The 21,732-nt window shown below is 70.0% G+C and carries 23 protein-coding genes; 6 read left to right on the top strand and 17 right to left on the bottom strand.

Annotated features, from left to right (window positions below; all coding sequences use genetic code 11):
* Nucleotides 1-64 precede the first annotated feature (64 nt).
* Nucleotides 65-541, bottom strand: a complete 477-nt coding sequence (rlmH, locus tag ACE3OG_RS15220; RefSeq protein WP_374310151.1) for a 23S rRNA (pseudouridine(1915)-N(3))-methyltransferase RlmH — start codon at nucleotides 539-541, stop codon at nucleotides 65-67.
* 9 nt (nucleotides 542-550) lie between these two features.
* A complete protein-coding gene (gene rsfS / locus ACE3OG_RS15215) occupies nucleotides 551-877 on the bottom strand; it encodes a ribosome silencing factor (protein ID WP_374310149.1) in 327 nt (108 codons plus the stop codon).
* Nucleotides 878-1,078: 201 nt separating this feature from the next.
* Here rsfS and ACE3OG_RS15210 point away from each other — a divergent pair, with 201 nt between their 5' ends.
* Nucleotides 1,079-1,972, top strand: coding sequence for an alpha/beta hydrolase (locus ACE3OG_RS15210; protein WP_374310148.1), 894 nt, complete (start codon nucleotides 1,079-1,081; stop codon nucleotides 1,970-1,972).
* A 9-nt stretch (nucleotides 1,973-1,981) separates the two neighbouring features.
* Here ACE3OG_RS15210 and ACE3OG_RS15205 read toward each other — a convergent pair whose 3' ends face one another.
* The 6 genes from ACE3OG_RS15205 to ACE3OG_RS15180 form a co-directional block, all read right to left on the bottom strand.
* Nucleotides 1,982-2,476, bottom strand: coding sequence for a MerR family transcriptional regulator (locus ACE3OG_RS15205; protein ID WP_374310146.1), 495 nt, complete (start codon nucleotides 2,474-2,476; stop codon nucleotides 1,982-1,984).
* Between the two features lie 30 nt (nucleotides 2,477-2,506).
* Entirely contained in the window at nucleotides 2,507-2,848 is a 342-nt protein-coding gene (locus ACE3OG_RS15200) for an integration host factor subunit alpha (protein WP_374310144.1), read from the bottom strand.
* A gap of 378 nt (nucleotides 2,849-3,226) precedes the next feature.
* Entirely contained in the window at nucleotides 3,227-4,216 is a 990-nt protein-coding gene (locus ACE3OG_RS15195) for a beta-ketoacyl-ACP synthase III (protein WP_374310142.1), read from the bottom strand.
* Nucleotides 4,213-5,289: a phosphate acyltransferase PlsX gene (plsX, locus tag ACE3OG_RS15190; RefSeq protein WP_374310140.1), complete on the bottom strand. Its 1,077-nt coding sequence runs from the start codon at nucleotides 5,287-5,289 to the stop codon at nucleotides 4,213-4,215. The genes ACE3OG_RS15195 and plsX overlap by 4 nt, the downstream gene beginning before the upstream one ends.
* Before the next feature lie 147 nt (nucleotides 5,290-5,436).
* Nucleotides 5,437-6,015 carry a DUF177 domain-containing protein gene (locus tag ACE3OG_RS15185; protein ID WP_374310138.1) on the bottom strand — a complete coding sequence of 193 codons (579 nt, stop codon included), beginning with the start codon at nucleotides 6,013-6,015 and terminating at the stop codon, nucleotides 5,437-5,439.
* A 25-nt stretch (nucleotides 6,016-6,040) separates the two neighbouring features.
* On the bottom strand, nucleotides 6,041-6,577 hold the full coding sequence (locus tag ACE3OG_RS15180; RefSeq protein ID WP_374310136.1) for a ubiquinol-cytochrome C chaperone family protein: 537 nt from the start codon (nucleotides 6,575-6,577) through the stop codon (nucleotides 6,041-6,043).
* 210 nt (nucleotides 6,578-6,787) lie between these two features.
* Here ACE3OG_RS15180 and ACE3OG_RS15175 point away from each other — a divergent pair, with 210 nt between their 5' ends.
* Nucleotides 6,788-7,285, top strand: coding sequence for an outer membrane protein assembly factor BamE (locus ACE3OG_RS15175; protein WP_374310134.1), 498 nt, complete (start codon nucleotides 6,788-6,790; stop codon nucleotides 7,283-7,285).
* Between the two features lie 94 nt (nucleotides 7,286-7,379).
* Here the strand turns inward: ACE3OG_RS15175 and ACE3OG_RS15170 are convergent, their stop codons facing one another.
* From ACE3OG_RS15170 to ribH, 4 genes are all read right to left on the bottom strand, one after another.
* A complete protein-coding gene (locus ACE3OG_RS15170; RefSeq protein WP_374310132.1) occupies nucleotides 7,380-9,515 on the bottom strand; it encodes a sodium-translocating pyrophosphatase in 2,136 nt (711 codons plus the stop codon).
* Between the two features lie 185 nt (nucleotides 9,516-9,700).
* Nucleotides 9,701-10,693, bottom strand: a complete 993-nt coding sequence (gene thiL / locus ACE3OG_RS15165; RefSeq protein WP_374310186.1) for a thiamine-phosphate kinase — start codon at nucleotides 10,691-10,693, stop codon at nucleotides 9,701-9,703.
* A gap of 14 nt (nucleotides 10,694-10,707) precedes the next feature.
* A complete protein-coding gene (gene nusB, locus ACE3OG_RS15160) occupies nucleotides 10,708-11,175 on the bottom strand; it encodes a transcription antitermination factor NusB (RefSeq protein WP_374310130.1) in 468 nt (155 codons plus the stop codon).
* Nucleotides 11,172-11,663 (bottom strand): 6,7-dimethyl-8-ribityllumazine synthase, encoded by a 492-nt coding sequence (gene ribH / locus ACE3OG_RS15155; RefSeq protein ID WP_374310129.1) that lies wholly within the window; start codon nucleotides 11,661-11,663, stop codon nucleotides 11,172-11,174. Before ribH ends, nusB begins: the two co-directional genes overlap by 4 nt.
* 102 nt (nucleotides 11,664-11,765) lie before the next feature.
* Here ribH and ACE3OG_RS15150 point away from each other — a divergent pair, with 102 nt between their 5' ends.
* Together ACE3OG_RS15150 and ACE3OG_RS15145 are read left to right on the top strand one after the other, a co-directional pair.
* On the top strand, nucleotides 11,766-13,358 hold the full coding sequence (locus tag ACE3OG_RS15150) for an AAA family ATPase (RefSeq protein ID WP_374310127.1): 1,593 nt from the start codon (nucleotides 11,766-11,768) through the stop codon (nucleotides 13,356-13,358).
* A 107-nt stretch (nucleotides 13,359-13,465) separates the two neighbouring features.
* Entirely contained in the window at nucleotides 13,466-14,140 is a 675-nt protein-coding gene (locus ACE3OG_RS15145) for a hypothetical protein (RefSeq protein ID WP_374310125.1), read from the top strand.
* A 407-nt stretch (nucleotides 14,141-14,547) separates the two neighbouring features.
* Here ACE3OG_RS15145 and gatB read toward each other — a convergent pair whose 3' ends face one another.
* The 3 genes from gatB to gatC are packed head-to-tail and all read right to left on the bottom strand — an operon-like array spanning nucleotide 14,548 to nucleotide 17,870.
* The gene (gene gatB / locus ACE3OG_RS15140; RefSeq protein ID WP_374310123.1) at nucleotides 14,548-16,035 is read right to left on the bottom strand and encodes an Asp-tRNA(Asn)/Glu-tRNA(Gln) amidotransferase subunit GatB; all 1,488 of its coding nucleotides are present in this window, start codon (nucleotides 16,033-16,035) and stop codon (nucleotides 14,548-14,550) included.
* Between the two features lie 15 nt (nucleotides 16,036-16,050).
* Entirely contained in the window at nucleotides 16,051-17,532 is a 1,482-nt protein-coding gene (gene gatA, locus ACE3OG_RS15135) for an Asp-tRNA(Asn)/Glu-tRNA(Gln) amidotransferase subunit GatA (protein WP_374310121.1), read from the bottom strand.
* Between the two features lie 50 nt (nucleotides 17,533-17,582).
* Nucleotides 17,583-17,870 (bottom strand): Asp-tRNA(Asn)/Glu-tRNA(Gln) amidotransferase subunit GatC, encoded by a 288-nt coding sequence (gatC, locus tag ACE3OG_RS15130; protein WP_374310119.1) that lies wholly within the window; start codon nucleotides 17,868-17,870, stop codon nucleotides 17,583-17,585.
* A 184-nt stretch (nucleotides 17,871-18,054) separates the two neighbouring features.
* Here gatC and ACE3OG_RS15125 point away from each other — a divergent pair, with 184 nt between their 5' ends.
* Nucleotides 18,055-18,855, top strand: a complete 801-nt coding sequence (locus ACE3OG_RS15125) for an alpha/beta fold hydrolase (protein WP_374310117.1) — start codon at nucleotides 18,055-18,057, stop codon at nucleotides 18,853-18,855.
* Here ACE3OG_RS15125 and ACE3OG_RS15120 read toward each other — a convergent pair.
* Complete coding sequence (locus tag ACE3OG_RS15120) at nucleotides 18,852-19,550, bottom strand: metal-dependent hydrolase (RefSeq protein WP_374310115.1); 699 nt, start codon at nucleotides 19,548-19,550, stop codon at nucleotides 18,852-18,854. The two genes, ACE3OG_RS15125 and ACE3OG_RS15120, sit on opposite strands and share 4 nt — an antisense overlap.
* A 109-nt stretch (nucleotides 19,551-19,659) precedes the next feature.
* On the opposite strand from ACE3OG_RS15120, the gene ruvX reads away from it, so the two are divergent.
* Entirely contained in the window at nucleotides 19,660-20,136 is a 477-nt protein-coding gene (gene ruvX, locus ACE3OG_RS15115; RefSeq protein WP_374310113.1) for a Holliday junction resolvase RuvX, read from the top strand.
* A gap of 7 nt (nucleotides 20,137-20,143) precedes the next feature.
* Here ruvX and ACE3OG_RS15110 read toward each other — a convergent pair whose 3' ends face one another.
* Entirely contained in the window at nucleotides 20,144-21,529 is a 1,386-nt protein-coding gene (locus ACE3OG_RS15110; protein ID WP_374310111.1) for an amino acid permease, read from the bottom strand.
* Nucleotides 21,530-21,732: the final 203 nt, after the last annotated feature.

Here is a 21,732-nt window from a genome sequence, read left to right as displayed (position 1 = left end):
CCTTCGACGACGCGTCGACGAAGGCTCCTATCCGTCGGATTTGCAGCTTTTCCAAGATCGCGGCTCAGTCGCGATGATAAGGATGGCCGGACAGAATGGTCATCGCCCGATAGATCTGCTCGGCGGCGAGGATGCGCGCGATCTGGTGAGGGAACGTCATCGGCCCGAACGAGAGCACGAGGCCCGTCGCGCCGCGCGCCTCGTCGGAAAGGCCGTCGGCGCCGCCGATGAGGAAAGTCGCGGCCGCCGCGCCGCAATCGCGCCGCGCGCCGAGCCAATGCGCGAAGGCGCGGCTGCCCAGAAGGCTTCCCCTTTCGTCGAAGGCGACGATCTCCCCGGCCGCCGCGGCGAGCGCGGCCTTTCCCTCCGCCGTCTTGCGAGCGTCGGCGTCGTGCGCGCGGCTCTCGTCAAGCTCGCGAAGCTCGAGGCGGGCGAAGCCGAGCGGGCGTCCCGTCGCCGCGGCGCGGTCGAGGTAGCGGGCGGCGAGCTCCCTCTCCGCGCCGGCCTTCGCCTTGCCGACGCACAGCAGGAGAAGCCGCATGAAGCGCTTTCAGCCGGCGCGCAGTTCGCCCGGCCGGCCGACGCCCCAGAGCTTCTCGAGATTGTAGAACTGGCGCACCTCGGGACGGAAAATATGCGCGATGAGGTCGCCGCCGTCGATGAGCACCCAGTCGCCCGCCTGCTGCCCTTCGACGCGGAGCGTCGCTCCGGCCTCCTTCAGAGCGGCGATGGCGCGCTCCGCCAGCGCCCCGACATGCGTGTTGGAGCGGCCGGTGGCGATCACCATGACGTCGGCGAGCGAAGTTTTTCCGTGCAGATCGATGGAGACGACGTCCTCGGCCTTGCCATCGTCGAGCGCCGCCAAGATAGTCCGCACGAGCGTTCCGGCGGGCGGCCTTGAGCGGCCGGGAGCCGGGGAAGGCGGCGCAGCCGCCTCGACAGTGGTCGTGGGTATCAGTTTGCGATCCTCTTGCCGCGTTCGGCGCCGTCGCCTGACGCGACGTTAAAGATGGCTTAACTCACCAAAATTTGCAACCTGCGGCGCCCAGCGGGGCCGCGACTTTTCAAGACCTTCCGCATGACCAGCCTCCAAGCGCGCCAGTTCTGGACGCTCATCGCCAACAGCCCGAAACTTTTCGAACTGCCGCTCGACATGCGGCGGCGGGCGGCCGAACGGTCGGAGTCGATGACCGACGAGCCGCGCGGCGTCGCCTTTTCGCCCTCGCGCCCACCCAAGGGCCCGATCGGCCTCATGGCCGAGCCGGCCGAGGCGCGCGAGGGCGCGGCGATTCTCTATTTCCATGGCGGCGGCTACGTTTGCGGCTCGCCCGCCTCGCGCCGCAAGACGCTCGGCCACCTCGCCGACGCCGCGCGCGCGCGCGCCTTCGCCCCCGCCTATCGGCTCGCGCCCGAGCATCGCTTTCCGGCGGCGGTCGAGGACGCGCTGCGGGCCTACGAGCAGCTTCTTCGCACCGGCGTAGACCCGGCGCGCGTCGTCGTCGCGGGAGATTCGGCAGGCGGCGGCCTCGCGCTCGCCGCGGCGCTCGCCGCCCGCGAGAAAGGGCTGCCGACCTGCGCCGGCCTCGCCCTCATCTCGCCATGGACGGATCTGAGCCTGCGCGGCGAAAGCTACGAAAGCCGCGCCGCGGACGACCTCACCTGCGCGCGGCATACCCTCGAGCCGATGGCGCAGGCCTATCTCGACGGCGCCGACGCGCGCGACCCGTTCGCCTCGCCGCTCTACGCCGACCTCGCCGGCCTGCCCCCGATCTTCGTCGTCTGCGGCGCCGACGAGGTGCTGCTCGACGACTCGCTCATGCTGCTGCGGCGGGCGGCGCATTGCCGCGTCGACGCCAGCGTCAGCGTCGTCGCCGGCATGCAGCACGTCTTTCCGATCTGGGCGGGCCTGATCCCGGAGGCGGACGAGGCGATCGCCGCCATCGCCGACTTCATCCTCGCCAGAACCAGCTGAGCCAGCCGCTCACGCGCCCCGGCGCGCGGCGGCGAGCATGCGCTCGCATTCCTCTAGGTCGCGGGCCGCGGCGCGCAACCGCTCGACGGCCTCGAGCGGCAGCGCAAGGCTCGGCGTCGGCGAGAAGAGATCGCCGGGCTGGGGCCTGCCTTCGGCGGGGGCCTCGACGTCATAGGGCTCGCCGGCCTCCGCCAGCATCATCATCGCGCCGTCGTCGGCGGGCTCGGACGCCGCCTCCCCGCCCATCGCCGCGACGGCCCGCGCGCCGCGCTCCTTCAGGATGCGCTGGACGCCGCGGATGGTGTAGCCCTCGCTGTAGAGAAGGCGCCGGATGGCGCGCAGAATCTCGACGTCGCCCGGCCGGTAGAAGCGCCGGCCCCCGGCCCGCTTCATCGGCCGGATCTGCGGGAAACGCGTCTCCCAGAAGCGCAGCACATGCTGCGGCAGGTCGAGCTCGGCGGCGACCTCGCTGATCGTACGGAAGGCGCCGGCGCTCTTATCCATGGCGCGGCCGGAACGCGGTCAGCGGGCGGCTCACGGCTCGTCCTCGTCCAGCGGCGCCTGACCGTTGACGTGCGCCTTGAGCACGCTCGAAGGCTTGAAGACCAGCACGCGGCGCTGCGTGATGGGGACCTCGATCCCGGTCTTCGGATTGCGTCCGACGCGCTCGGACTTCGAGCGCACGACGAAGGAGCCGAAGGACGACAGCTTCACCGTCTCGCCTTCGGCGAGCGCCTCGGCGAGCTCGTTCAGCACCATCTGCACCAGCGCGGCCGATTCCTTGCGCGAAAGCCCGACGCAGCGATAGACCGCCTCGGCCAGATCGACTCGCGTGACCGTCCGCCCCGGCGCGGATTTTTCAAATCCTTCAACCATGCGTCGCGCCGAAGCTCCCTCCAGCCTTTCCACGGCGGATATGGCTGTCACTTTCGTCATCCTGCAATCTCGCTTCGTTCGGGCGGCCGACGTCGCCGAATGAGGGCCGCCGGCCAAAAAGGCCGTCGGGACCGCAGGCCAGATTCCTCTGAGCCGGTCGGCCGCCCGCGCGAGCGCCGGAAGCCGAACCGCGGGGAGAATAGACAAGGCGAACGGGATGTCCACCGTCTCGGTCAATTCGACTCAGTCAAAGACCGCGAAAAAGCCCTGAATATTGAATTCGACAAATCTGGCGCCGAGAGGCGGAAGAATGGCCCAAGCCTAAACCACACAGAAGTTGAATCAAGCGCGGGTTTCGCCCGATGGCGGCGCCGAGCGCTACCAGCGGATCAGCGCCGAGCCCCAGGTGAATCCGCCGCCCATCGCCTCGATCATGACGAGGTCGCCGCGCTTGATGCGCCCGTCGTCGCGCGCGACGCTGAGGGCGAGCGGTATCGACGCCGCCGAGGTGTTGGCGTGCAAGTCGACCGTCGTCACCACCTTGGCGGCGTCGATGCCGAGCTTCTCGGCCGAAGCGTCGATGATGCGCCGATTCGCCTGATGGGGAACGAACCAGTCGAGATCGGCGGCGCTCGTCCCGCTCGCCGCGAAAGCGTCGTTGACGACGTCGGCGACCATGCCGACGGCGTGGCGGAACACGTCGCGGCCCGCCATGCGCAGGTGGCCCGTCGTCTGGGTCGTCGAAGGGCCGCCGTCGACGAACAGCTTGTCGCGGTGGCGCCCGTCCGAGCGCAGGTGCGAGGTCAGCACGCCGCGCCCGTTCGCCTCCTCGGCCGGCAGCGCCTCGAGGACGAGCGCCGCCGCGCCGTCGCCGAACAGCACGCAGGTCGTGCGGTCGGTCCAGTCGAGCAGGCGCGAGAAGGTTTCGGCGCCGATCACCAGCGCGCGCCGGTGCGAGCCCGAGCGCAGGAACTTGTCGGCCGTCGCCACGGCGAAGACGAAGCCCGAGCAGACCGCCTGCAGGTCGAAGGCCGCGCCATGGGTCATCCCGAGCGCCGCCTGGATCTGCGTCGCGACGGAGGGGAAGGTGTAGTCGGGCGACGAGGTGGCGACGACGACGAGGTCGATGTCGGCCGGCCCTAGGCCGGCGTCGGCGAGCGCGGCCTGCGCCGCGCCGAGACCGAGCGTCGAGGTGGTCTCGCCCTCGCCCGCGACATGGCGCTGCCTGATGCCGGTGCGCTGGACGATCCATTCGTCGCTGGTGTCGAGGACCTTGGCGAGGTCGGCGTTGCTGACGACGCGCCTCGGCAGGCGGGAGCCGAGCCCCGCCACGACCGAGCGCAGTCCTGCGTCGGATGCGTGTGTCAAACCTTGGAGTCCATATGGCTGCGCGCCGGCTCGTCCGCCGCGGGCTGCGGCGCCGCCCGCGCGACGTCGAGCGCGGAGCGGATCCGTCCGAGGAGCTGATGGCGCGCGATGCGCCAGGCGATCTCGACGGCGTTGGAGGTTCCGACCGCGTCGGAGTGGCCGTGGCTCTTGATGACCACGCCGTCGAGGCCGAGGAACACGCCGCCGTTGACGTTGCGCGGGTCCATCTTCGCCTTGAGCGCGGCGAGCCCCTTGCGCGCCAGCAAATAGGCGATCTTGGAGAAAACGTCGCCGCTCAGCGCCTCGCGCAGATATTGCCCCATCTGGCTCGCCGTGCCCTCGGCGGTCTTGAGCGCGATGTTGCCGGAGAAGCCTTCCGTGACGACGACGTCGGCGGCGCCGCGGCCGATGTCGCCGCCCTCGACGAAGCCGACGTAGGCGAGGTCCGGAAGCGGCGCCTCGCGCAGAAGGCGGGAGGCCGCCCTGACCTCGTCGACGCCCTTGATCTCCTCCGAGCCGATGTTGAGCAGCCCGACGGTCGGACGCTCCACGTCGAGCACGGCGCGCGCCATGGCGGCGCCCATGATCGCGAGATTGACGAGATGGCGGGCGTCCGCGCCGATCGAGGCGCCGACGTCGAGCACGATGGATTTTCCGCGCAGCGTCGGCCACATGGCGGCGATGGCCGGCCGCTCGACGCCCGGCATGGTGTGGAGGCAGGTCTTGGCCATGGCCATCAGGGCGCCGGTGTTGCCGGCCGAAACGGCGATGTCCGCCTCGCCCTTCTTGACCGATTCGATGGCGAGCCACATCGAGGAGGTGCGCCGGCCGGAGCGCAGCGCCTGCGCCGGCTTGTCGTCCATGCGCACCGCGACGTCGGTGTGCGCGACGTGCGAGGCGCGCGCCAGCGCCGGCGCGGCGTCGAGGAACGGGCGCATCCGCGCCTCGTCGCCGAACAGCAGGAAGGAAGCGTCGAGGCCGCGTTCGAGCGCGCGCGCGGCGCCGGGCAGCATCACCTGCGGCCCGAAATCGCCTCCCATCGCGTCGATGGCTATGCGCACCGTCTTCGTCATCGCGCCGCGATCAACTCCGGGAACGTCGGGAACCCGCCCGCGCGATGAGGGCGACGCGCCGATCCGGGCGTTCCAATATAGGATAAAGGGCGCATGTCATAGTGGCGCAAACACAACGCGCGCGAAATCGCGGCCGGCGATCGCGCGTCACTCCTTCTTGAGGCTCCCGAGCGCGGCGAAAGGCGAGGCGCCCGCGTTCGTCCCGCCGTCCCCGGCCGGATCGAAGGCCGCGCCCGGCCGGCGCGGATAGGGATCGAGGGCGAGCACGAAGAACTCCTCGACCAGCGCGCCGACGTCGATCTCGCCGTTCACGATCGGGTCGAAGTCCGCCTCGACCTCCGCCTCGCGCGCAGTCTCCTCGCGCCGGCCCCTGCCCGGCGCCGGGCGGCGCTCCGGCTCCTCCCGCGCGGCGAAATCCGCCTCGATCTCCGTCTCGAGCGCGGAGTCGAAGGGCTCGAGCGTCACGACGCAAACCTGCGTGAGCCGCGCGGCGAGCCGCCCCGTCACCCGCGCCTTGCGCTCGCCGTCCGGCGCGATCAGGAGATCGGCGACGAGGCTTTCGAGCCCGGCGAGCCCGTCGGCGGCGGCGATGGCGGCGCGCTCCGCCGCCGTCGCCTCCACCCTCAGCGCGAGCCCCTGCGCCGGCGCGTCGGCGAGCTTCACCGGACGCGGCATGTGCGGCCCCTCCTCGCGGGGCGCCTCGTGCGGACGGTCGTCGGACGTCATGGTCTCGCCTCCTGCGAAGGATCGGTCATCGCTCGACCTCGAGCGGGTCGGGGAACGGCGGTCGCCCCGCGAGAAACGCCTCAAGCGGGGCGCCCGCGAGCGAAGCCTCCGCCCGCTCGACATAGCGCGCGAGACGGCCGGCGTCGCCGCCCCCGCCATACACATTCCGTTTCAGCGCCTCCTCGAGCCCGCCGTCCCGGAGCGTCGCCTCATAGGCGAGGCTGCGGCCGAGGAACGCCTCGGCGAGCGTCTTCATGCGCTTGGGCACGGACGGATCGCCGACGCCCATTTCGCGCAGCGCGCCGTCGAAATGGGCGAACACGGCGTTGACGAGATCCTGGGCGAGCTCCGGCGCCGGCGCCGGCATGGCGTTGAGCCGCCGCAACACGAGGAAGGCGTGCAGGGCGAGCAGCTCGAAGCGGCCGTCGAGCGTGTCGGGCGCGCCGTAGTCGAGATAGAGCGAAGGGGCGCGGGCGCGCTCGACGACGGCGGCGTAAAGGCGCTCGACGGCCCGGCGGTTGGCCGCGTCGCCCGAAAACCAGGAAATGAGCTTCGCCAGCATGCGAGCGATGGTCCGATCAAGGTTCGGCGGGTCTTCACGCGGGCTTAACCCGCGCGTGGCACTTAAGGCGACGTCGAGCGCCCCGCCTTGCTTTTACCAAAGGCTGCCGCTAGAGCGCTTTTCGGGCGAGCCGGTTTCGCCTTCCACGGGCCGCGCGGGTTTTATCCGCCTTTTCGCGTCGGCCGCAACCTCCGCCGGAGAGTCGAAACGATGATGCTGGCCTTCGCCGACGACAAACGCGCCGCCGCAGCCGCGCGGGGGGCGGACGGCCCGCGCCGCAGATCCGTCCGCCTTGCGCTCGCCGCGGCGCTGTGCGTCGGCCTCGGCGGCTGCCTCGGCTACGAAGGCAAGGTGATCCACGGTTTCCAGGGTGACGAGCGCCTCTACGACCAGGTGCGCGTCGGCTCGTCCGCCGAACAGGTGCTGACGTTGCTCGGCACGCCGACGACGACCTCGACGGTCGGCGGCGACGCCTGGTATTACGTGACGCAGGTGACCGACCGCTCCTTCGCCTTCCAGACGCCCGCCGTCGTCGACCAGCACATCTTCGCGGTCTATTTCGACAAGAACAAGAAGGTCGTGCGGATCGCCAACTACGGCCTGCAGGACGGCAAGGTGTTCGACTTCGTCTCGCGCACGACGCCGACGGCCGGCGCCGAGTCGACCTTCCTCAAGGGCATGTTCCTGAACCTGATGCGCTTCCAGTAGGAAGCGCGAAAATTCCCGAACGCGAAAAGCCGCCCCGAAGGGCGGCTTTTTTTGCGCCGGCGCGGCGGCGTTCGCCGCGCCGGAAAACGCCCGATCAGCGCGCGAGAAACGCGAGCAGCAGCAGCGCGACGATGTTGGTGATCTTGATCGCCGGATTGACCGCGGGCCCCGCGGTGTCCTTGTAGGGGTCGCCGACCGTATCGCCGGTGACGGAGGCCTTGTGCGCCTCTCCGCCCTTGAAATGCTTGACGCCGGCCTTGTCGGTGAAGCCGTCCTCGAAGCTCTTCTTGGCGTTGTCCCAGGCGCCGCCGCCGGAGGTCATCGAGATCGCCACGAACAGCCCGTTGACGATGACGCCGAGCAGCGAGGCGCCGAGCGCGGCGAAGGCCGAGGCCTTCGAGCCCGAGATCAGCAATACGCCGAAATAGACGATGAGCGGAGCGAGCACCGGCAGCAGCGAGGGAATGATCATCTCGCGGATCGCGGCCCTCGTCAGCATGTCGACCGCGCGGCCGTAGTCGGGCCGCTCGGTCCCCTGCATGATTCCCGGCTTTTCGTGGAACTGGCGGCGCACCTCCTCGACGACCGAGCCCGCCGCGCGGCCGACCGCGGTCATCGCGATGCCGCCGAAGAGATAGGGCACGAGGCCGCCGAAGATCAGCCCGGCGACGACGTAAGGATTGGAGATGTCGAAGGACACCTCGCCCATGCCGCGGAAGTAGGAGAACTGCTCCGGGTTGGCCGAGAAATAATGCAGGTCGTGGCTGTAGGCGGCGAACAGGACGAGCGCGCCGAGGCCCGCGGAGCCGATGGCGTAGCCCTTGGTCACCGCCTTGGTGGTGTTGCCGACCGCGTCGAGCGCGTCGGTCGACTGGCGCACCTCCTTCGGCAGGCCGGCCATCTCGGCGATGCCGCCGGCGTTGTCGGTGACCGGGCCGAAGGCGTCCAGCGCCACGATCATGCCGGCGATGCCGAGCATGGTGGTCACCGCGATCGCCGTGCCGAACAGGCCGGCGAGCTGGCTCGTGGCGATGATGCCGCCGATGATGACGAGCGCCGGCAGCGCCGTCGATTCGAGCGAGACGGCGAGGCCCTGGATGACGTTGGTGCCGTGGCCGGTCACGGACGCCTGCGCGATCGAGACGACCGGGCGCTTGCCGGTGCCGGTGTAATATTCGGTGATGACGACGATGCAGCCCGTCACGATCAGGCCGACGACGCCGCACAGGAACAGGCTGAAGCCGCTCACGGCGTGGCCGTCGGCCGTGCCGATCTCGCCCCAGCCGACGCTGAGGGTGACGGCGAGCGCGAGGCCGGCGACGGACAGGACGCCGGCGGCGATCAGCCCCTTGTAGAGCGCTCCCATGATCGAGCCCGAGGGGCCGAGCTTGACGAAATAGGTTCCGGCGATCGAGGTCACGACGCAGGCCGCGCAGATCGCGAGCGGCAGCAGCATCGCGCCGTAGAGCGAAGGCTGGCCGACGAAGAAGATCGCGGCGAGCACCATGGTGGCGACGACGGTGACGGCGTAGGTCTCGAACAGGTCGGCGGCCATGCCGGCGCAGTCGCCGACGTTGTCGCCGACGTTGTCGGCGATGGTCGCCGGGTTGCGCGGATCGTCCTCGGGGATGCCCGCCTCGACCTTGCCGACGAGGTCGGCGCCGACGTCCGCGCCCTTGGTGAAGATGCCGCCGCCAAGGCGCGCGAAGATCGAGATCAGCGAGGCGCCGAAGCCGAGCGCGACCAGCGCGTCGATCACCGGACGGCTGTTCGGCGCATGGCCGAGCGGCACGGTCAGGATGAAGAAATAGACGGCGACGCCGAGCAGCGCGAGGCCGGCGACGAGCATGCCGGTGACCGCGCCCGCCTTGAACGAGACGTCGAGCCCGTCGGCGAGCGAGGTCGACGCGGCCTGCGCGGTGCGCACGTTGGCGCGAACCGAGACGTTCATGCCGACGAAGCCGGCCGCGCCCGACAGCGCCGCGCCGATCAGGAAGCCGATGGCGATCTCGGCGCCGAGCAGAAACCAGAAGGCCGCGAAGATCGCCGCGCCGACCACGGCGATGGTGAGGTACTGGCGCTTGAGATAGGCCTGCGCGCCCTCTGCGATCGCCCCGGCGATCTCCTGCATCCGCGCCGTTCCGGCGCTCGCGGCCATGAGCCTCGACGACGTCACGTAGCCGTACGCGATCGCCGCGAGCCCTGCGAGAATGACGAGCCAAATGCCCATGCAGTTTCCACCTTTGCCTTTGTTCTGAACTTAATTGGAGCGCGGCGCAGGCTCGAGCCCGAAATCCGCAGGCCCTCTCCGAAAGCGCGCGCCATTATAGAAAGGGCGGCCACACGCGCAATCGGCTGAATCAAATCGTCATCTCATCGAAATGGAGAAGATTTTTCCAAAAAATCAAATAGTTTTCAGAAATGGCCCCAGGACGTGCGCCCGAGCGCGAGCGTCCGCCCGGCCTCATCGAGAAATCGGGGCCGCGCCTCTTCCGTCCGCGCCGTCCCGATTCGGGTCAGCGCGACGCCGGACGCGGCGGCCTGCGCGCGGAGCCTCTCCGCATCCTCCGGCGCGGCCGCGCAAAGGATTTCATAGTCGTCGCCGCCGGCGAGCGCGGCCTCGATCAGGCCGGGCTCGAGCGCCAGCGCGCGCCGCGCCGGCGCGCTCAGCGGCACGTCGGCGAGCGCGACGTCGGCGGCGAGCCCGGTCAGGCGCAGCATCTTGGCGAGGTCGCCGGCGAGGCCGTCCGAAATGTCCATAGCGGCGCGCGCATGTTCGCGCAGCGCCGCGCGCAGCGCTAAACGCGGCTGCGGCAGAAGATAGCGGTCCATGAGGAAGGCCGCGTCCGCCGCGTCGAGCGCCTCGATCCAGCGCAGATCGTCCGGCGCGCTCAGCCGCAGCCGCAGGCCGAGCGCGGCGTCGCCGATCGTCCCCGAGACGAACAGCGCGTCGCCCGCGACGACGGCGCCGCGCCGGATCATGTCCTCGCCCCCGGCCGCGCCGAACGCGGTGATCGAGAGAGTCAGCGGCCCCGGCGTCGCCACGGTGTCGCCGCCAAGCAGCGGACAGCCGTAGCTGCGCGCGTCTTCGCCGAGCCCGCGCGCGAAGGCGGCGAGAAAGGCTTCGTCGGGCGGGCCGGGAAGCGCGAGCCCGAGGAGGAAGCCGAGCGGCTCGGCGCCCTTGGCCGCGAGGTCGGAGAGATTGACCCGCAGCGCCTTGCGCGCGATCGCGGCCGGCGGATCGTCGGCGAAGAAATGCACGCCGGCGACCAGCATGTCCTTGGTGAGGACGAGACGGGCGCCGGGCGGCGGGGCGAGGAGCGCGGCGTCGTCGCCCAGCCCTAGGCCCGCGGGACCCGCGAGCGGCGCGAAATAGCGGGCGATGAGGTCGTCCTCGGAAAGCGCCAGCGTCCCGCCCTTCCCTATCGCGGCCGCTCGAACTCCTCGGCGCGCAGGCGGCGGGCGAGCGCGTCGAGCACGGCGTTGACCATGCCGGCCTCCTCCCGCTCGAAGAACGCGCCGGCGACGTCGACATATTCCTTGATGGCGACGCGCGCAGGCACGTCGCGGCGCGCCTTGAGCTCATAGGCGCCGGCGCGCAGGATGGCGCGCAGCACGGCGTCGATGCGCGCGAGCGGCCAGCCCTCGACCAGCGCATGGTCGACGACGCGGTCGATCGGCCCCTGGTCGGCCTGGACGCCCGCGACGATCTCCTCGAAGAAGGCGGCGTCGGCGGCCTTGTAGCGCTCGCCCTCGATCTCCTCGCCGAGCCAGAAGGACTCGAATTCGGCGACGGTCTCCTTGAGGCCCTTCCCGGCGACGTCCATCTGGTAGAGCGCCTGCACGGCGGCGAGGCGCGCCGCCGACCGTCCCGCGATCCCGCCGCTCATCGCGCCGTCTCCAGCCGGCGCTTCAGGGCGTGCAGCGCCAGCGCGGCGCGCGCCGCGTCGCCGCCCTTGTCGCCGCGCGCAGGGTCCGCCCGCTCGAGCGCCTGGTCCTCGTTCTCGACGGTGAGCACGCCGTTGCCGAGCGCCGCGCCACGCTCGAGTCCGAGCAAGGTCAGGGCGCGCGCGCTCTCGTTGGAGACGATCTCGAAATGATAGGTCTCGCCGCGTATGACGCAGCCGAGCGCGACCGCGCCGGCGTAGGGCGAACACGCCTCCTGCGCCGCGTCGAGCGCGATCTTCATCGCCGGCGCGATCTCGAGCGCGCCCGGCACGCCGACGATCTCGACGCTCGCCCCGGCGCGCTCGAACGCGGCGCGCGCGCCGGCGAGCATCATCGCGCCGATCGTCTCATAATAGCGTGCCTCGACGATGAGGAACCGCGCGCCGTCGGCGCGTTCGGATGGGGCGTCTGCGCGCCGCGAATGGGCCATGGAGGTTTGCGAGCCGGCGTTGAAGCGCCTTAAGGCGCGATGCGCCTTGCAGTATCAAGGCGGCGCGGCGCCGGCAAGGCCGCGACGGAGCGAGGCGACGCGATGAGGGAGGAAACAGACAAAGCGCGAGCGGACGCGCTCGATCAGGAGGAAGTCTTCGCCTTTCTCGCCGACCCGGCGACGCATGGGCTTCAGGGCGAAGTCGGACGTGTTGACACGCATGGCGCGGCGTTGTTCCTCGCCGGCTGCGACGTCTACAAGGCGAAGCGCGCGGTGCGCTTCCCGTTCATGGATTTCTCGACGCTCGAAAAGCGCCGCGCAGCCTGCGAAGCGGAGATCGCGTTCAACCGGCCGAACGCGCCGCAGCTTTATCTCGGCGTCGTCCCGGTCACGCGCACGAACGGGCGGCTTCGGCTCGGCGGCGACGGCGAGGTCGTCGAATGGACGGCGCATCTCGCCCGCTTCGACGAGGACGCGGGGCTGGACCGGATCGCGGCGCGCGGCGAGCTCGATCCGCCGCTCGCCCGTCGCCTCGGCGAGACGATCGCCCGCGCGCATCACGCGGCGCCGGTCCGGCGCGAGAGCGGCGCCGTCGACAGGCTCCGTCGCGTCATCGAGGAGATGGCCGACGGGCTCGTCGCCGCCTCGGACCATTTCGGCGCGAAGGCGGCGCGCGACTACGGCGAAGACCTTCGCGCCGCCTTTTCGCGCGTGGCGCCGCTGCTGTCGCGGCGTGAGGCGCGCGGGCGCGTGCGCCGCTGCCACGGCGATCTGCATCTCGCCAACATCGTCCTCATCAACGGGGAGCCGACGCTGTTCGACGCGCTCGAATTCGACGAGACGCTCGCTACGATCGACGTTCTCTACGATCTCGCCTTCGCGCTGATGGACCTGTGGACGCGAGGGTTGCCCCAGCAGGCGAACGCCCTGATGAACGCCTGTCTCTCCGCCGGCGACGACATGGAGGGCGACATCGAGGGCCTCGCCGCCCTGCCCCTTTTCATGAGCCTGCGCGCGGCGATCAGGGCGCGCGTCGCGACGCTCGAGCCCGATCCAAAGATCGAAACGCTTCGATCGGCGCTCGCCCTTTTCGAGGCCGCGCGCGCTTTCCTCGCACCCTGCGGGGCGCGGCTCGTCGCCGTCGGAGGACTGTCGGGAACGGGCAAGACGCGTCTCGGCGCGGCGATCGCCCACGCGATCGGCGCGACGCCCGGCGCCGTCCACCTGCGCAGCGACGTCGAACGCAAGCGTCTTCACGGCGCGCGCGAGCTCGACCGCCTGCCCCCCGAAGCCTACGGCCCCGAGCAATCGGCGCGGGTCTACGCGCGCCTCATGAGCCTCGCCTCCATTGCGCTCCGCGCCGGACGCGGCGTCATCGTCGACGCCGCGTTCCTGAAGGAGCGGGAGCGGACCGACGCGCAGGCGCTGGACCGCTCGGCGCGGTTCGACGGACTGTGGCTCGAGGCGCCGCTCGCAGAAAGGCTCACGCGCGTCGCGCGCCGAAGGGACGACGCCTCGGACGCGACGGAGGAGGTGGCGCGCGCGCAGGAAACCTATGTCGAGGACGCGACGTCATGGACACGCCTCGACGCGGGCGAGCCGCCGCAAATCGTGGCGCGAAGAGCGCTGGAGATCCTGTCGAACGACCAGCCGACTCAAGCCGTCCCGCCGCCTGCCGGGCGCGGCGAGGCGTAGCGCCAACCGTCGAATCCGCTCCTCGCTCCGCTCGCGGTCAGGCTGGCTTCGGCGCATCGGCCAGAGCGGCCTTCCCGCGGCGCGTCGCGGTTTTGGCGGCGGGGGCCTTGGCCGGCTTCGACGCCGCGGTCTTGGCGGCGGGCTTCTTCGCCGGAGCCTTCGCAGCGGCCTTCGGCGCGGCGGGTTTCGCCGTCGCAGCCTTCGCGGCGGTCTTCTTGACTGCCGCGGTCTTGGCGGCCGGAGCCGCCGCCGCGGACGCCTTGGCCGCAGAAGTCTTGGCTGCTGAAGTCCTGGCTGCCGAAGTCCTGGCTGCCGAAGTCCTGGCCGTGGAAGCCTTCGCCGTGGCGGTCTTGGCGGCGGCGCTCCGTCCGGCCCTCGTCGTCTTCGGCGCCGCCTTCGGCGCGTCCTTTTTCACAGCCGGCTTGACGGCGGCTTTCGCGGCGGCCTTCGGCGCCTTCGCGGCCGTCTTCGGCGCGGCGGGTTTCGCCGGCTTGGCTGCGGGCGTCCTGGTTACAGGCGTCTTGGCGGCGGGCGTCTTGGCGGCGGGCGTCTTGGCCTCGCTCGCGGCGGCCGCCTTCGACGCGGCGGCCTTCTTCGGCGCGGCCGTCTTCACAGCCGTCTTCTTTTCAGGCGTCTTCTTGACGGTCGCCTTGACCATGTCGCAGTCCCTCCGAAACGTCGTCCGTCGGCGCTGCGCCGACCAGAGGCGTCAACAGGGTAGCGACGTCGCCCGCCTTCGCAAGTGGCGCCGCCTCGCGAGGCCGTTTGCGACGTCCGCGTGACGCGGCGAAAGCGGCGGTCCGCGCCGCGCCGACGGCCGCCCCAAAGCCATTTGAAGTATAGTCATCATAAAACGGAAGCTCTCCCGCCGTCCGCGCCCCGCCGGCGCTTCAGCCGCGCGCAGATTCGCGCGCCTTTTCTAAAGTCGTTGTTTTCACGGCTTCTCCTGTTTTGGAGCCGTTTTTTCGCGCGCTTGCGCGCTCGCGCGCCTCAGCCCGAAAACGGATTGGGCGCGCAAGCGCCGACGCAGCCTCGCGCACATCCGCGCATGCGCTTCGGCCGGCGCCGCGCGGCCGAAAAAAATTTTTACGAACAACCGGATGCGGACCGATTTCGGCGCTTCGCCGGCCTCGCGCGCAGAGCCTCGCGCGCGAATCAACGCGCCGACGGAGCCAGTAGCTGACGGGCGTCAGATGCCGAGCTTCGCCTTGAGCTCGTCGTTGACGGCCTGCGGATTGGCCTTGCCGCCGGTCTGCTTCATCACCTGCCCGACGAACCAGCCGAGCATGGACGGCTTGGCCTTGGCCTGCGCGACCTTGTCCGGATTGGCGGCGATGATCGCGTCGACGGCGGCGGCGATCGCGCCCGTGTCGGTCACCTGCTTCAGCCCGCGCGCCTCGACGAGCGCGCGCGGGTCGGCGTCCTTCTCCTCGTCGATGAGGAGCGCGAGCACGTCCTTGGCGATCTTGCCGGAGATCGTTCCGTCGGCGATGAGGTCGACGAGCGAGGCGATCTGCTCCGGCTTCAGATGCGTCTGCGCGACGCCGAGGCCCTGCGAGTTGGCGTAGGCGGCGACGTCGCCCATGATCCAGTTGGCGACGATCTTCGGATCGCGCTTGCCGCCTGCGAACGTGACCGCCACCTCGTAATAATCCGCCGTGTCGCGATCGGCGACGAGCACGCCGGCGTCATAGGCCGGCAGCCCGTAGTCGCGCATGAAGCGCTCCTTCTTGGCGTCGGGAAGCTCGGGCAGGCCGGCGGCCAGCGCGTCGACATAGGCCTGGTCGAACTCGAGCGGCAGCAGGTCGGGGTCTGGGAAATAGCGGTAGTCGTGCGCCTCCTCCTTGGAGCGCATCGAGCGCGTCTCGCCCTTGCCCGGATCGAACAGGCGCGTCTCCTGCGCGACCGTCCCGCCGTCCTCGATGACGCCGATCTGGCGGCGCGCCTCGGCCTCGATCGCCTGGCCGATGAAGCGGATCGAGTTGACGTTCTTGATCTCGCAGCGCGTGCCGAGCGGCGCGCCGGGGCGACGCACGGACACGTTCACATCCGCGCGCAGCGAGCCCTGCTCCATGTTGCCGTCGCACGAGCCGATGTAGCGCAGGATGGTGCGCAGCTTCGAGACGTAAGCGCGCGCCTCGTCGGCCGAACGCATGTCGGGCTTCGACACGATCTCCATCAGCGCGACGCCGGAGCGGTTGAGGTCGACGAGCGTGTCGTTGGCGAACTGGTCGTGCAGCGACTTGCCGGCGTCCTGCTCGAGGTGCAGGCGCTCGATGCCGACGGTGATCTGCTCGGTCGGCGAGACGTCGACCGTGACGATTCCCTCGCCGACGATCGGGCTCTTGTACTGCGAGATCTGATAGCCCTGCGGCAGGTCCGGGTAGAAGTAGTTCTTGCGGTCGAACACCGAGCGCAGATTGATCTGCGCCTTGAGCCCGAGCCCCGTGCGCACCGCCTGCGCCACGCACTCCTCGTTGATGACGGGCAACATGCCGGGCATGGCCGCGTCGACGAGCGAGACATGCTCGTTGGGCTCACCGCCGTATTCGGCCGAGGCCCCCGAGAACAGTTTTGAGCGCGAGGTGACCTGCGCATGGATCTCCATGCCGACGACGACCTCGAAATCGCCGGTCGCGCCCTTGATGAGCTTCGAGGGTTTCGTATGCGTGGTCATGTCCGCTCCGCCTCCTCAGGCCCACCACGTCGACGGCGCGCCGATCTTCGGCGCGGCCTTCTCGATGACGCTCGCCGCGGCGAACAGCGTCTCCTCGTCGAACGGCCGGCCGATCAGCTGCAGCCCGAGCGGCAGGCCTTCCGACGACAGCCCCGCCGGCACGGAAAGCCCCGGCAGGCCGGCCATGTTCACCGTCACCGTGAACACGTCGTTGAGATACATCTCGACCGGATCGCCCGAGCCCTTCTCGCCGAAGCCGAAGGCGGCCGACGGCGTCGCCGGCGTCAGGATCGCGTCGACGCCGTCGGCGTAGGCGCGCTCGAAGTCCTGCCTGATCAGCGTGCGGATCTTTTGCGCGCGCACGTAATAGGCGTCGTAGTAGCCGGCGGAGAGGACATAGGCGCCGATCATGATGCGCCGGCGCACCTCGCGGCCGAAGCCCGCCGCGCGCGTCGCCTCATACATGCCGACGATGTCTTTTTCCGGCGCGCGCAGCCCGTAGCGCACGCCGTCGTAGCGCGCGAGATTCGACGAGGCTTCCGCGGGCGCGACGATGTAATAGGCGGGCAGCGCGTAGCGCGTATGCGGCAGGGAGATGTCGACGACGCTCGCGCCGGCGTCCTTCAGCCATGCGACGCCCTGGCTCCACAGCGCGTCGATCTCGGCCGGCACGCCCTCGACGCGATATTCGCGCGGCACGCCGATCTTGAGGCCCTTCACGCCGCGCGACAGCGCCGCCTCATAATCCGGCGCCGGCGCGTCGACGCTGGTCGTGTCCCTGGGATCGTGACCGGCCATCGAGCGCAGCAGGATCGCGGCGTCCCGCACGGTGCGCGCGATCGGCCCCGCCTGGTCGAGCGAGGAAGCGAACGCGACGATGCCCCAGCGCGAGCAGCGCCCATAGGTCGGCTTGACCCCGACCGTGCCGGTGAAGGCGGCGGGCTGGCGGATCGAGCCGCCCGTGTCCGTCGCCGTCGCGCCAAAGCACAGGCGCGCGGCGACCGCCGCCGCCGAGCCGCCGGACGAGCCTCCGGGCACGATCTTCACGTCCGAGCCCTTGCGCCGCCATGGCGAGACGACCGGGCCGAAGTAGGACGTCTCGTTCGACGAGCCCATGGCGAATTCGTCGAGGTTGAGCTTGCCCAGCATCACCGCGCCGTCGCGCCACAGATTGGCGCTGACCGTCGATTCATAGGCCGGCTTGAAGCCCTCGAGGATATGGCTCGCGGCGGTCGTCTCGACGCCTTTCGTGCAATATAAATCCTTGATCCCGAGCGGCACGCCTTCGAGCGGCCCGCCCTCCCCGCGCGCCAGGCGTTCGTCGGAGGCTTTCGCCATCTCGAGCGCCTGCTCGGGCGTCTCCCTGATATAGGCGTTGAGGACGCGCGCCGCCTCCATCGCCGCGATCTGCTCCCGCGCGAGCTCGATCGCCGAGAATTCACGTTTGACGAGCGCGTCGCGCGCCTGCGCGAGGGTGAGGTCGATGAGCCTGGTCAAAGTCCGATCCGTAAGTCCTGTGGCGCTTGGCGCGGGAAGTGCGAGGCCGCCTATTCGACGACCTTCGGCACCTTGAAGAAGTGGTCTTCGCGCTCCGGCGCGTTGGCGAGGATCGCGTCGGCGATCCCGCCGTCGGTGACGACGTCCTCGCGCTTCTTCATCGGCATGGGCATGACCGAGGTCATCGGCTCGACGCCCTCGACGTCGACGGCCGACAGCTCCTCGACGAAGCGCAGGATGGCGTTGAGCTCGTCCTGCAGGTGCGGCACGTCCTCGTCGGCGACCCTGATGCGGGCGAGATGGGCGATGCGGCGCACCGTCGCCTGATCGACGGACATGGGATTTCCTTCGCAATTCGCGTGAAGACGCAGCCTATAGCGCCGCCCGCGCGGTCGGGCAATGCAGGCGGCGCCGGAGCGTCTCCTATGCGCCAGAATGAGTATTTTCGCGACTGCGCCGTCATGTTTTTGCGCCGGCGCGAAACGAGGCTATGATAGTGCGTCGCACAATGGGATATTCGTCTTGAAGCAGGAAATTTTGACCGAGGCGCCCTCCGCCGGATCTCGCCTCGCCCCCATCCTGTTCGTCCATGGCGCCTATTGCGGCGCCTGGATCTGGGCCGAGCATTTCCTGGACTATTTCGCGAGGCAGGGACATCCGACCTACGCCGTCTCCCTGCGCGGGCATGGCCTGAGCGAGGGCGACCTGTCGCGCGCGACCTTCGACAACTATGTCGACGACGTCGCCCGCGTGGCGGCGGCGATCGACGGCGAGCCGATCGTCGTCGGCCATTCCATGGGCGGCCTCGTCGCCCAGCATTACGCCGCCCGCAGCGACGGCAAGGCGCGGGCGCTCGTCGCCGTCTCCTCCGCGCCGCCTTCGGGCCTGCGCTCCTCCGCCCTGCACATGACCATGTTCGCGCCGGACGTGCTGTTCCAGCTCGCCCTGCTGCAGAGCCTCGGGCCGCGCATGGCCTCTCCTGCGGTCATCGCCCGCGCGCTGTTCTCGCCGCAGTCGGCGCCCGCCCTCGCCGGCAAGATCGTCGAGCGCCTGCAGCGCGAATCGCCGATTGCGAGCGCCGAGCTGTTCGCGCCGCCGTCGCTCGAAGCGGCGACGCGCAAGACGCAGCTTCCCACCCTCTCGATCGGCGGCGACGCCGACGTCTTCCTTCCACGTTCGGCGTTCCAGGAGATCGCCGACGCCTGGCGCGGCGACCTCGAAATCCTCGCCGGCGCGCCGCACGCCGTGATGCTCGATCCGTTGTGGCGCGACGTCGCCGCGGCGCGCATTCTCGCCTGGCTGCGCAAGCGCGTCAGAAGCTAGATGCGCATGTCGGCGCCGATCGCCGGCGTCTCGACGCGGACGCCGCTCCCGGCCATCGCCGCGACGAAGGCGTCGGGCGTCTGGTCGAGCAGGTCGAAGGTCCCGTAGTGGCAGGGGACGACCGTCTCGAAATGAAAGAAGCGCCGCGCCGCCAGCGCCGCCGTCTTCGCGCCCATGGTGAAGCGGTCGCCGATGGGCAGGATCCCGATCTTCGGCGCGTAGATTTCGTCGATCAGCGCCATGTCCGAGAAGACGTCCGTGTCGCCCATATGCAGCAGGGTCGGCCCCTCCTTCGGCGTGATCACAAGGCCGTTGGGATTGCCGAGATAGATCGAGCGTCCGCTCTCCGTCGTCCCTGAGGAATGCAGCGCCTGGGTGAAGGAGACCTTGAACGCGCCGCAGTCGATCGTCCCGCCGGTGTTGCCCGGATTGACGTTCTGCGCGCCCTGCTCTTGCAGATACATGCAGACCTCGAAATTCGAGACCACCTGCGCGCCCGTCTCGCGGGCGATCTGCGGCGCGTCGCCGATGTGGTCGTCGTGGCCGTGCGTCAGCAGAATATGCGTCACGCCGCGGGCCGCCTCCTCGAGGCTTCCCGAAAACTTCGGATTGCCGGAGAGGAACGGGTCGATGAGCGCCACCGCGCCCGGCAGCTCGACGCGGAACGCCGAATGTCCCAGCCATGTCAGTTTCATGTCGTCTCCACTCCCGCCCTGGCGCGGGCCGCCGTCCCTTCGGTCGCGCCGCGGCCCGCCGCATGACATAACGCGCGCGCCGGCGGTTGTCCCGGCGCCGGAGGACAGGATGGCCGAAATCATCGAGATCGCCGAACTCGCCGCCCGCCTGCCGCCGCGCGTGCGGCTCATCGGCGTCGACCTCGGAACGAAGACCATCGGCCTCGCCCTCTCGGACGTCGAGCGCCGCATCGCGAGCCCGCTCGAGACGATTCGCCGCGTCAAGTTCACGAAGGACGCCGAACGTCTCGTCGCGCTCGTCCGGAAATTCGAGGTCGGCGCGCTCGTGCTGGGGCTGCCGCTCAACATGGACGGTTCGTCCGGCCCGCGCGTGCAGGCGACGCGCGCCTTCGCGGGCAACCTTGGAGCCCTCGTGGACCTGCCCATCACCTATTGGGACGAGCGGCTCTCGACCGCCGCGGTCACGCGCTCGCTGATCGAGCAGGACGTCTCGCGCGGCAAGCGCGCGGAGGTCGTCGACAAACTCGCGGCCGCCTACATCCTGCAGGGAGCGCTCGACAGGCTCGCCCGCCTCGCGCAGGGCTGAAGCGCGCTCAGCCTTTCGTTTCGGCCCGCCCGACGCGGCTGCGCGCGCGACCGTAGAAGAAGTAGACGCCAAGGCCGACGGCGAGCCACACGACGAAGCGGATCCAGGTGTCGAGCGGCAGGCCCGACATCAGATAAAACGCCGAAGTCGCGCCGAGCGGCGCCGTGACGGCGACGAGCGGCGCGCGGAACGGGCGCTCGAGGTCGGGCTGCGTCGCGCGCAGGTAGAGGACGCCGGCGCAGACGATGGCGAAGGCGAACAGCGTGCCGATGCTGACGAGCTCGCCGACGAGGCCGATCGGCAGGAAGCCGGCGAGGACCGCGACGAGCGCGCCGGTGGCGAGCGTGGTGTAGAGCGGGGTGCGCAGGCGCGGCTGCACATAGGCCGCGGCCTGCGGCAGCAGTCCGTCGCGCGCCATGGCGTAGAGGATGCGCGTCTGGCCGAGCATCAGCACGAGCACGACGGAGGTCAGCCCGAGGATCGCGCCGAGCTTGACGAGCGTGGCGAGCCAGCCGAGGCCGAGCGCGTCGACGCCGAGCGCGATCGGATCGGGCACGCCGAGCTGGTCGAAGGGAACGACGCCGGTGAGCACGACGCTGACCAGCACATACAGCACCGTGCACAGGGCGAGCGAGCCGAGAATGCCGTAGGGCATGTCGCGTTGCGGATTCTTCGCCTCCTGCGCGGCGGTGGAGACGGCGTCGAAGCCGATGTAGGCGAAAAAGACCACGGCGGCGCCGCGCACGACGCCGCTCCAGCCATATTGTCCGGGTCCGGCCGCAGGCGGAATGAAGGCGCCGTCGGGATTCGCCTCGGCGATCCAGTTGGTCGAGGAGACCGACGAGAAGCCGGCGAGGATGAAGACGAGGATGATCGCCAGCTTGACGACGACGAAGACGTTGTTGGCCTTCGCCGATTCGCTCACCCCGACCGCGAGGAGCGCGGTCAGCGCGACGACGATGGCGACCGCCGGCGCGTTGACGAGGGCGCCGGTATGGCTCCACTCCTGCGTCGCGGCGTCGAAGGCGAGCGGCGCCGAAGCGTAGGCGGCCGGAAGCTCGACGCCGAAGTCGCGCAGGAAGCTCGTCACATAGCCGGACCAGCCGATCGCCACGGTCGTCGCGCCGAAGGCGTATTCGAGCAGGAGGTCCCAGCCGATGATCCAGGCGACGAACTCCCCGAGCGTGGCGTAGGCGTAGGTGTAGGCGCTGCCCGCCACGGGCACGATCGAGGCCATTTCGGCGTAGCACAGGCCCGCCAGCGCGCAGACGATTCCGGCGAGCACGAAGGACAGGCTGATCGCCGGGCCGGCGTAGGCGGCGGCGGCGTGGCCGGTCAGCACGAAGATGCCGGCGCCGATGATGCAGCCGACGCCGAGCGAGACGAGGCTCATCAGGGACAGGCTGCGGCGCAGGGCGTGCGCGTCGCCAAGGCCCTCGCCCCGCGACTCGGCCTGTAGCGAGGCGATCGACTTAGAGCGCCTAACAAAACCGTCTCAAGGCCCTGAAGCAAATGATAGCGGCGGCGAGGACGATAAAGGCGCGGTAGAGGTCGGCGTGTCGCTCATAGCGGACGACGAGGCGACGGAACTGATTG

The sequence above is a fragment of the Methylocella sp. genome (assembly GCF_041905455.1).
Lineage (GTDB): Bacteria > Pseudomonadota > Alphaproteobacteria > Rhizobiales > Beijerinckiaceae > Methylocapsa.
The sequence above is the reverse complement of the archived record's forward strand: the minus strand, read 5'-3'. Positions and strand labels throughout refer to the sequence as shown.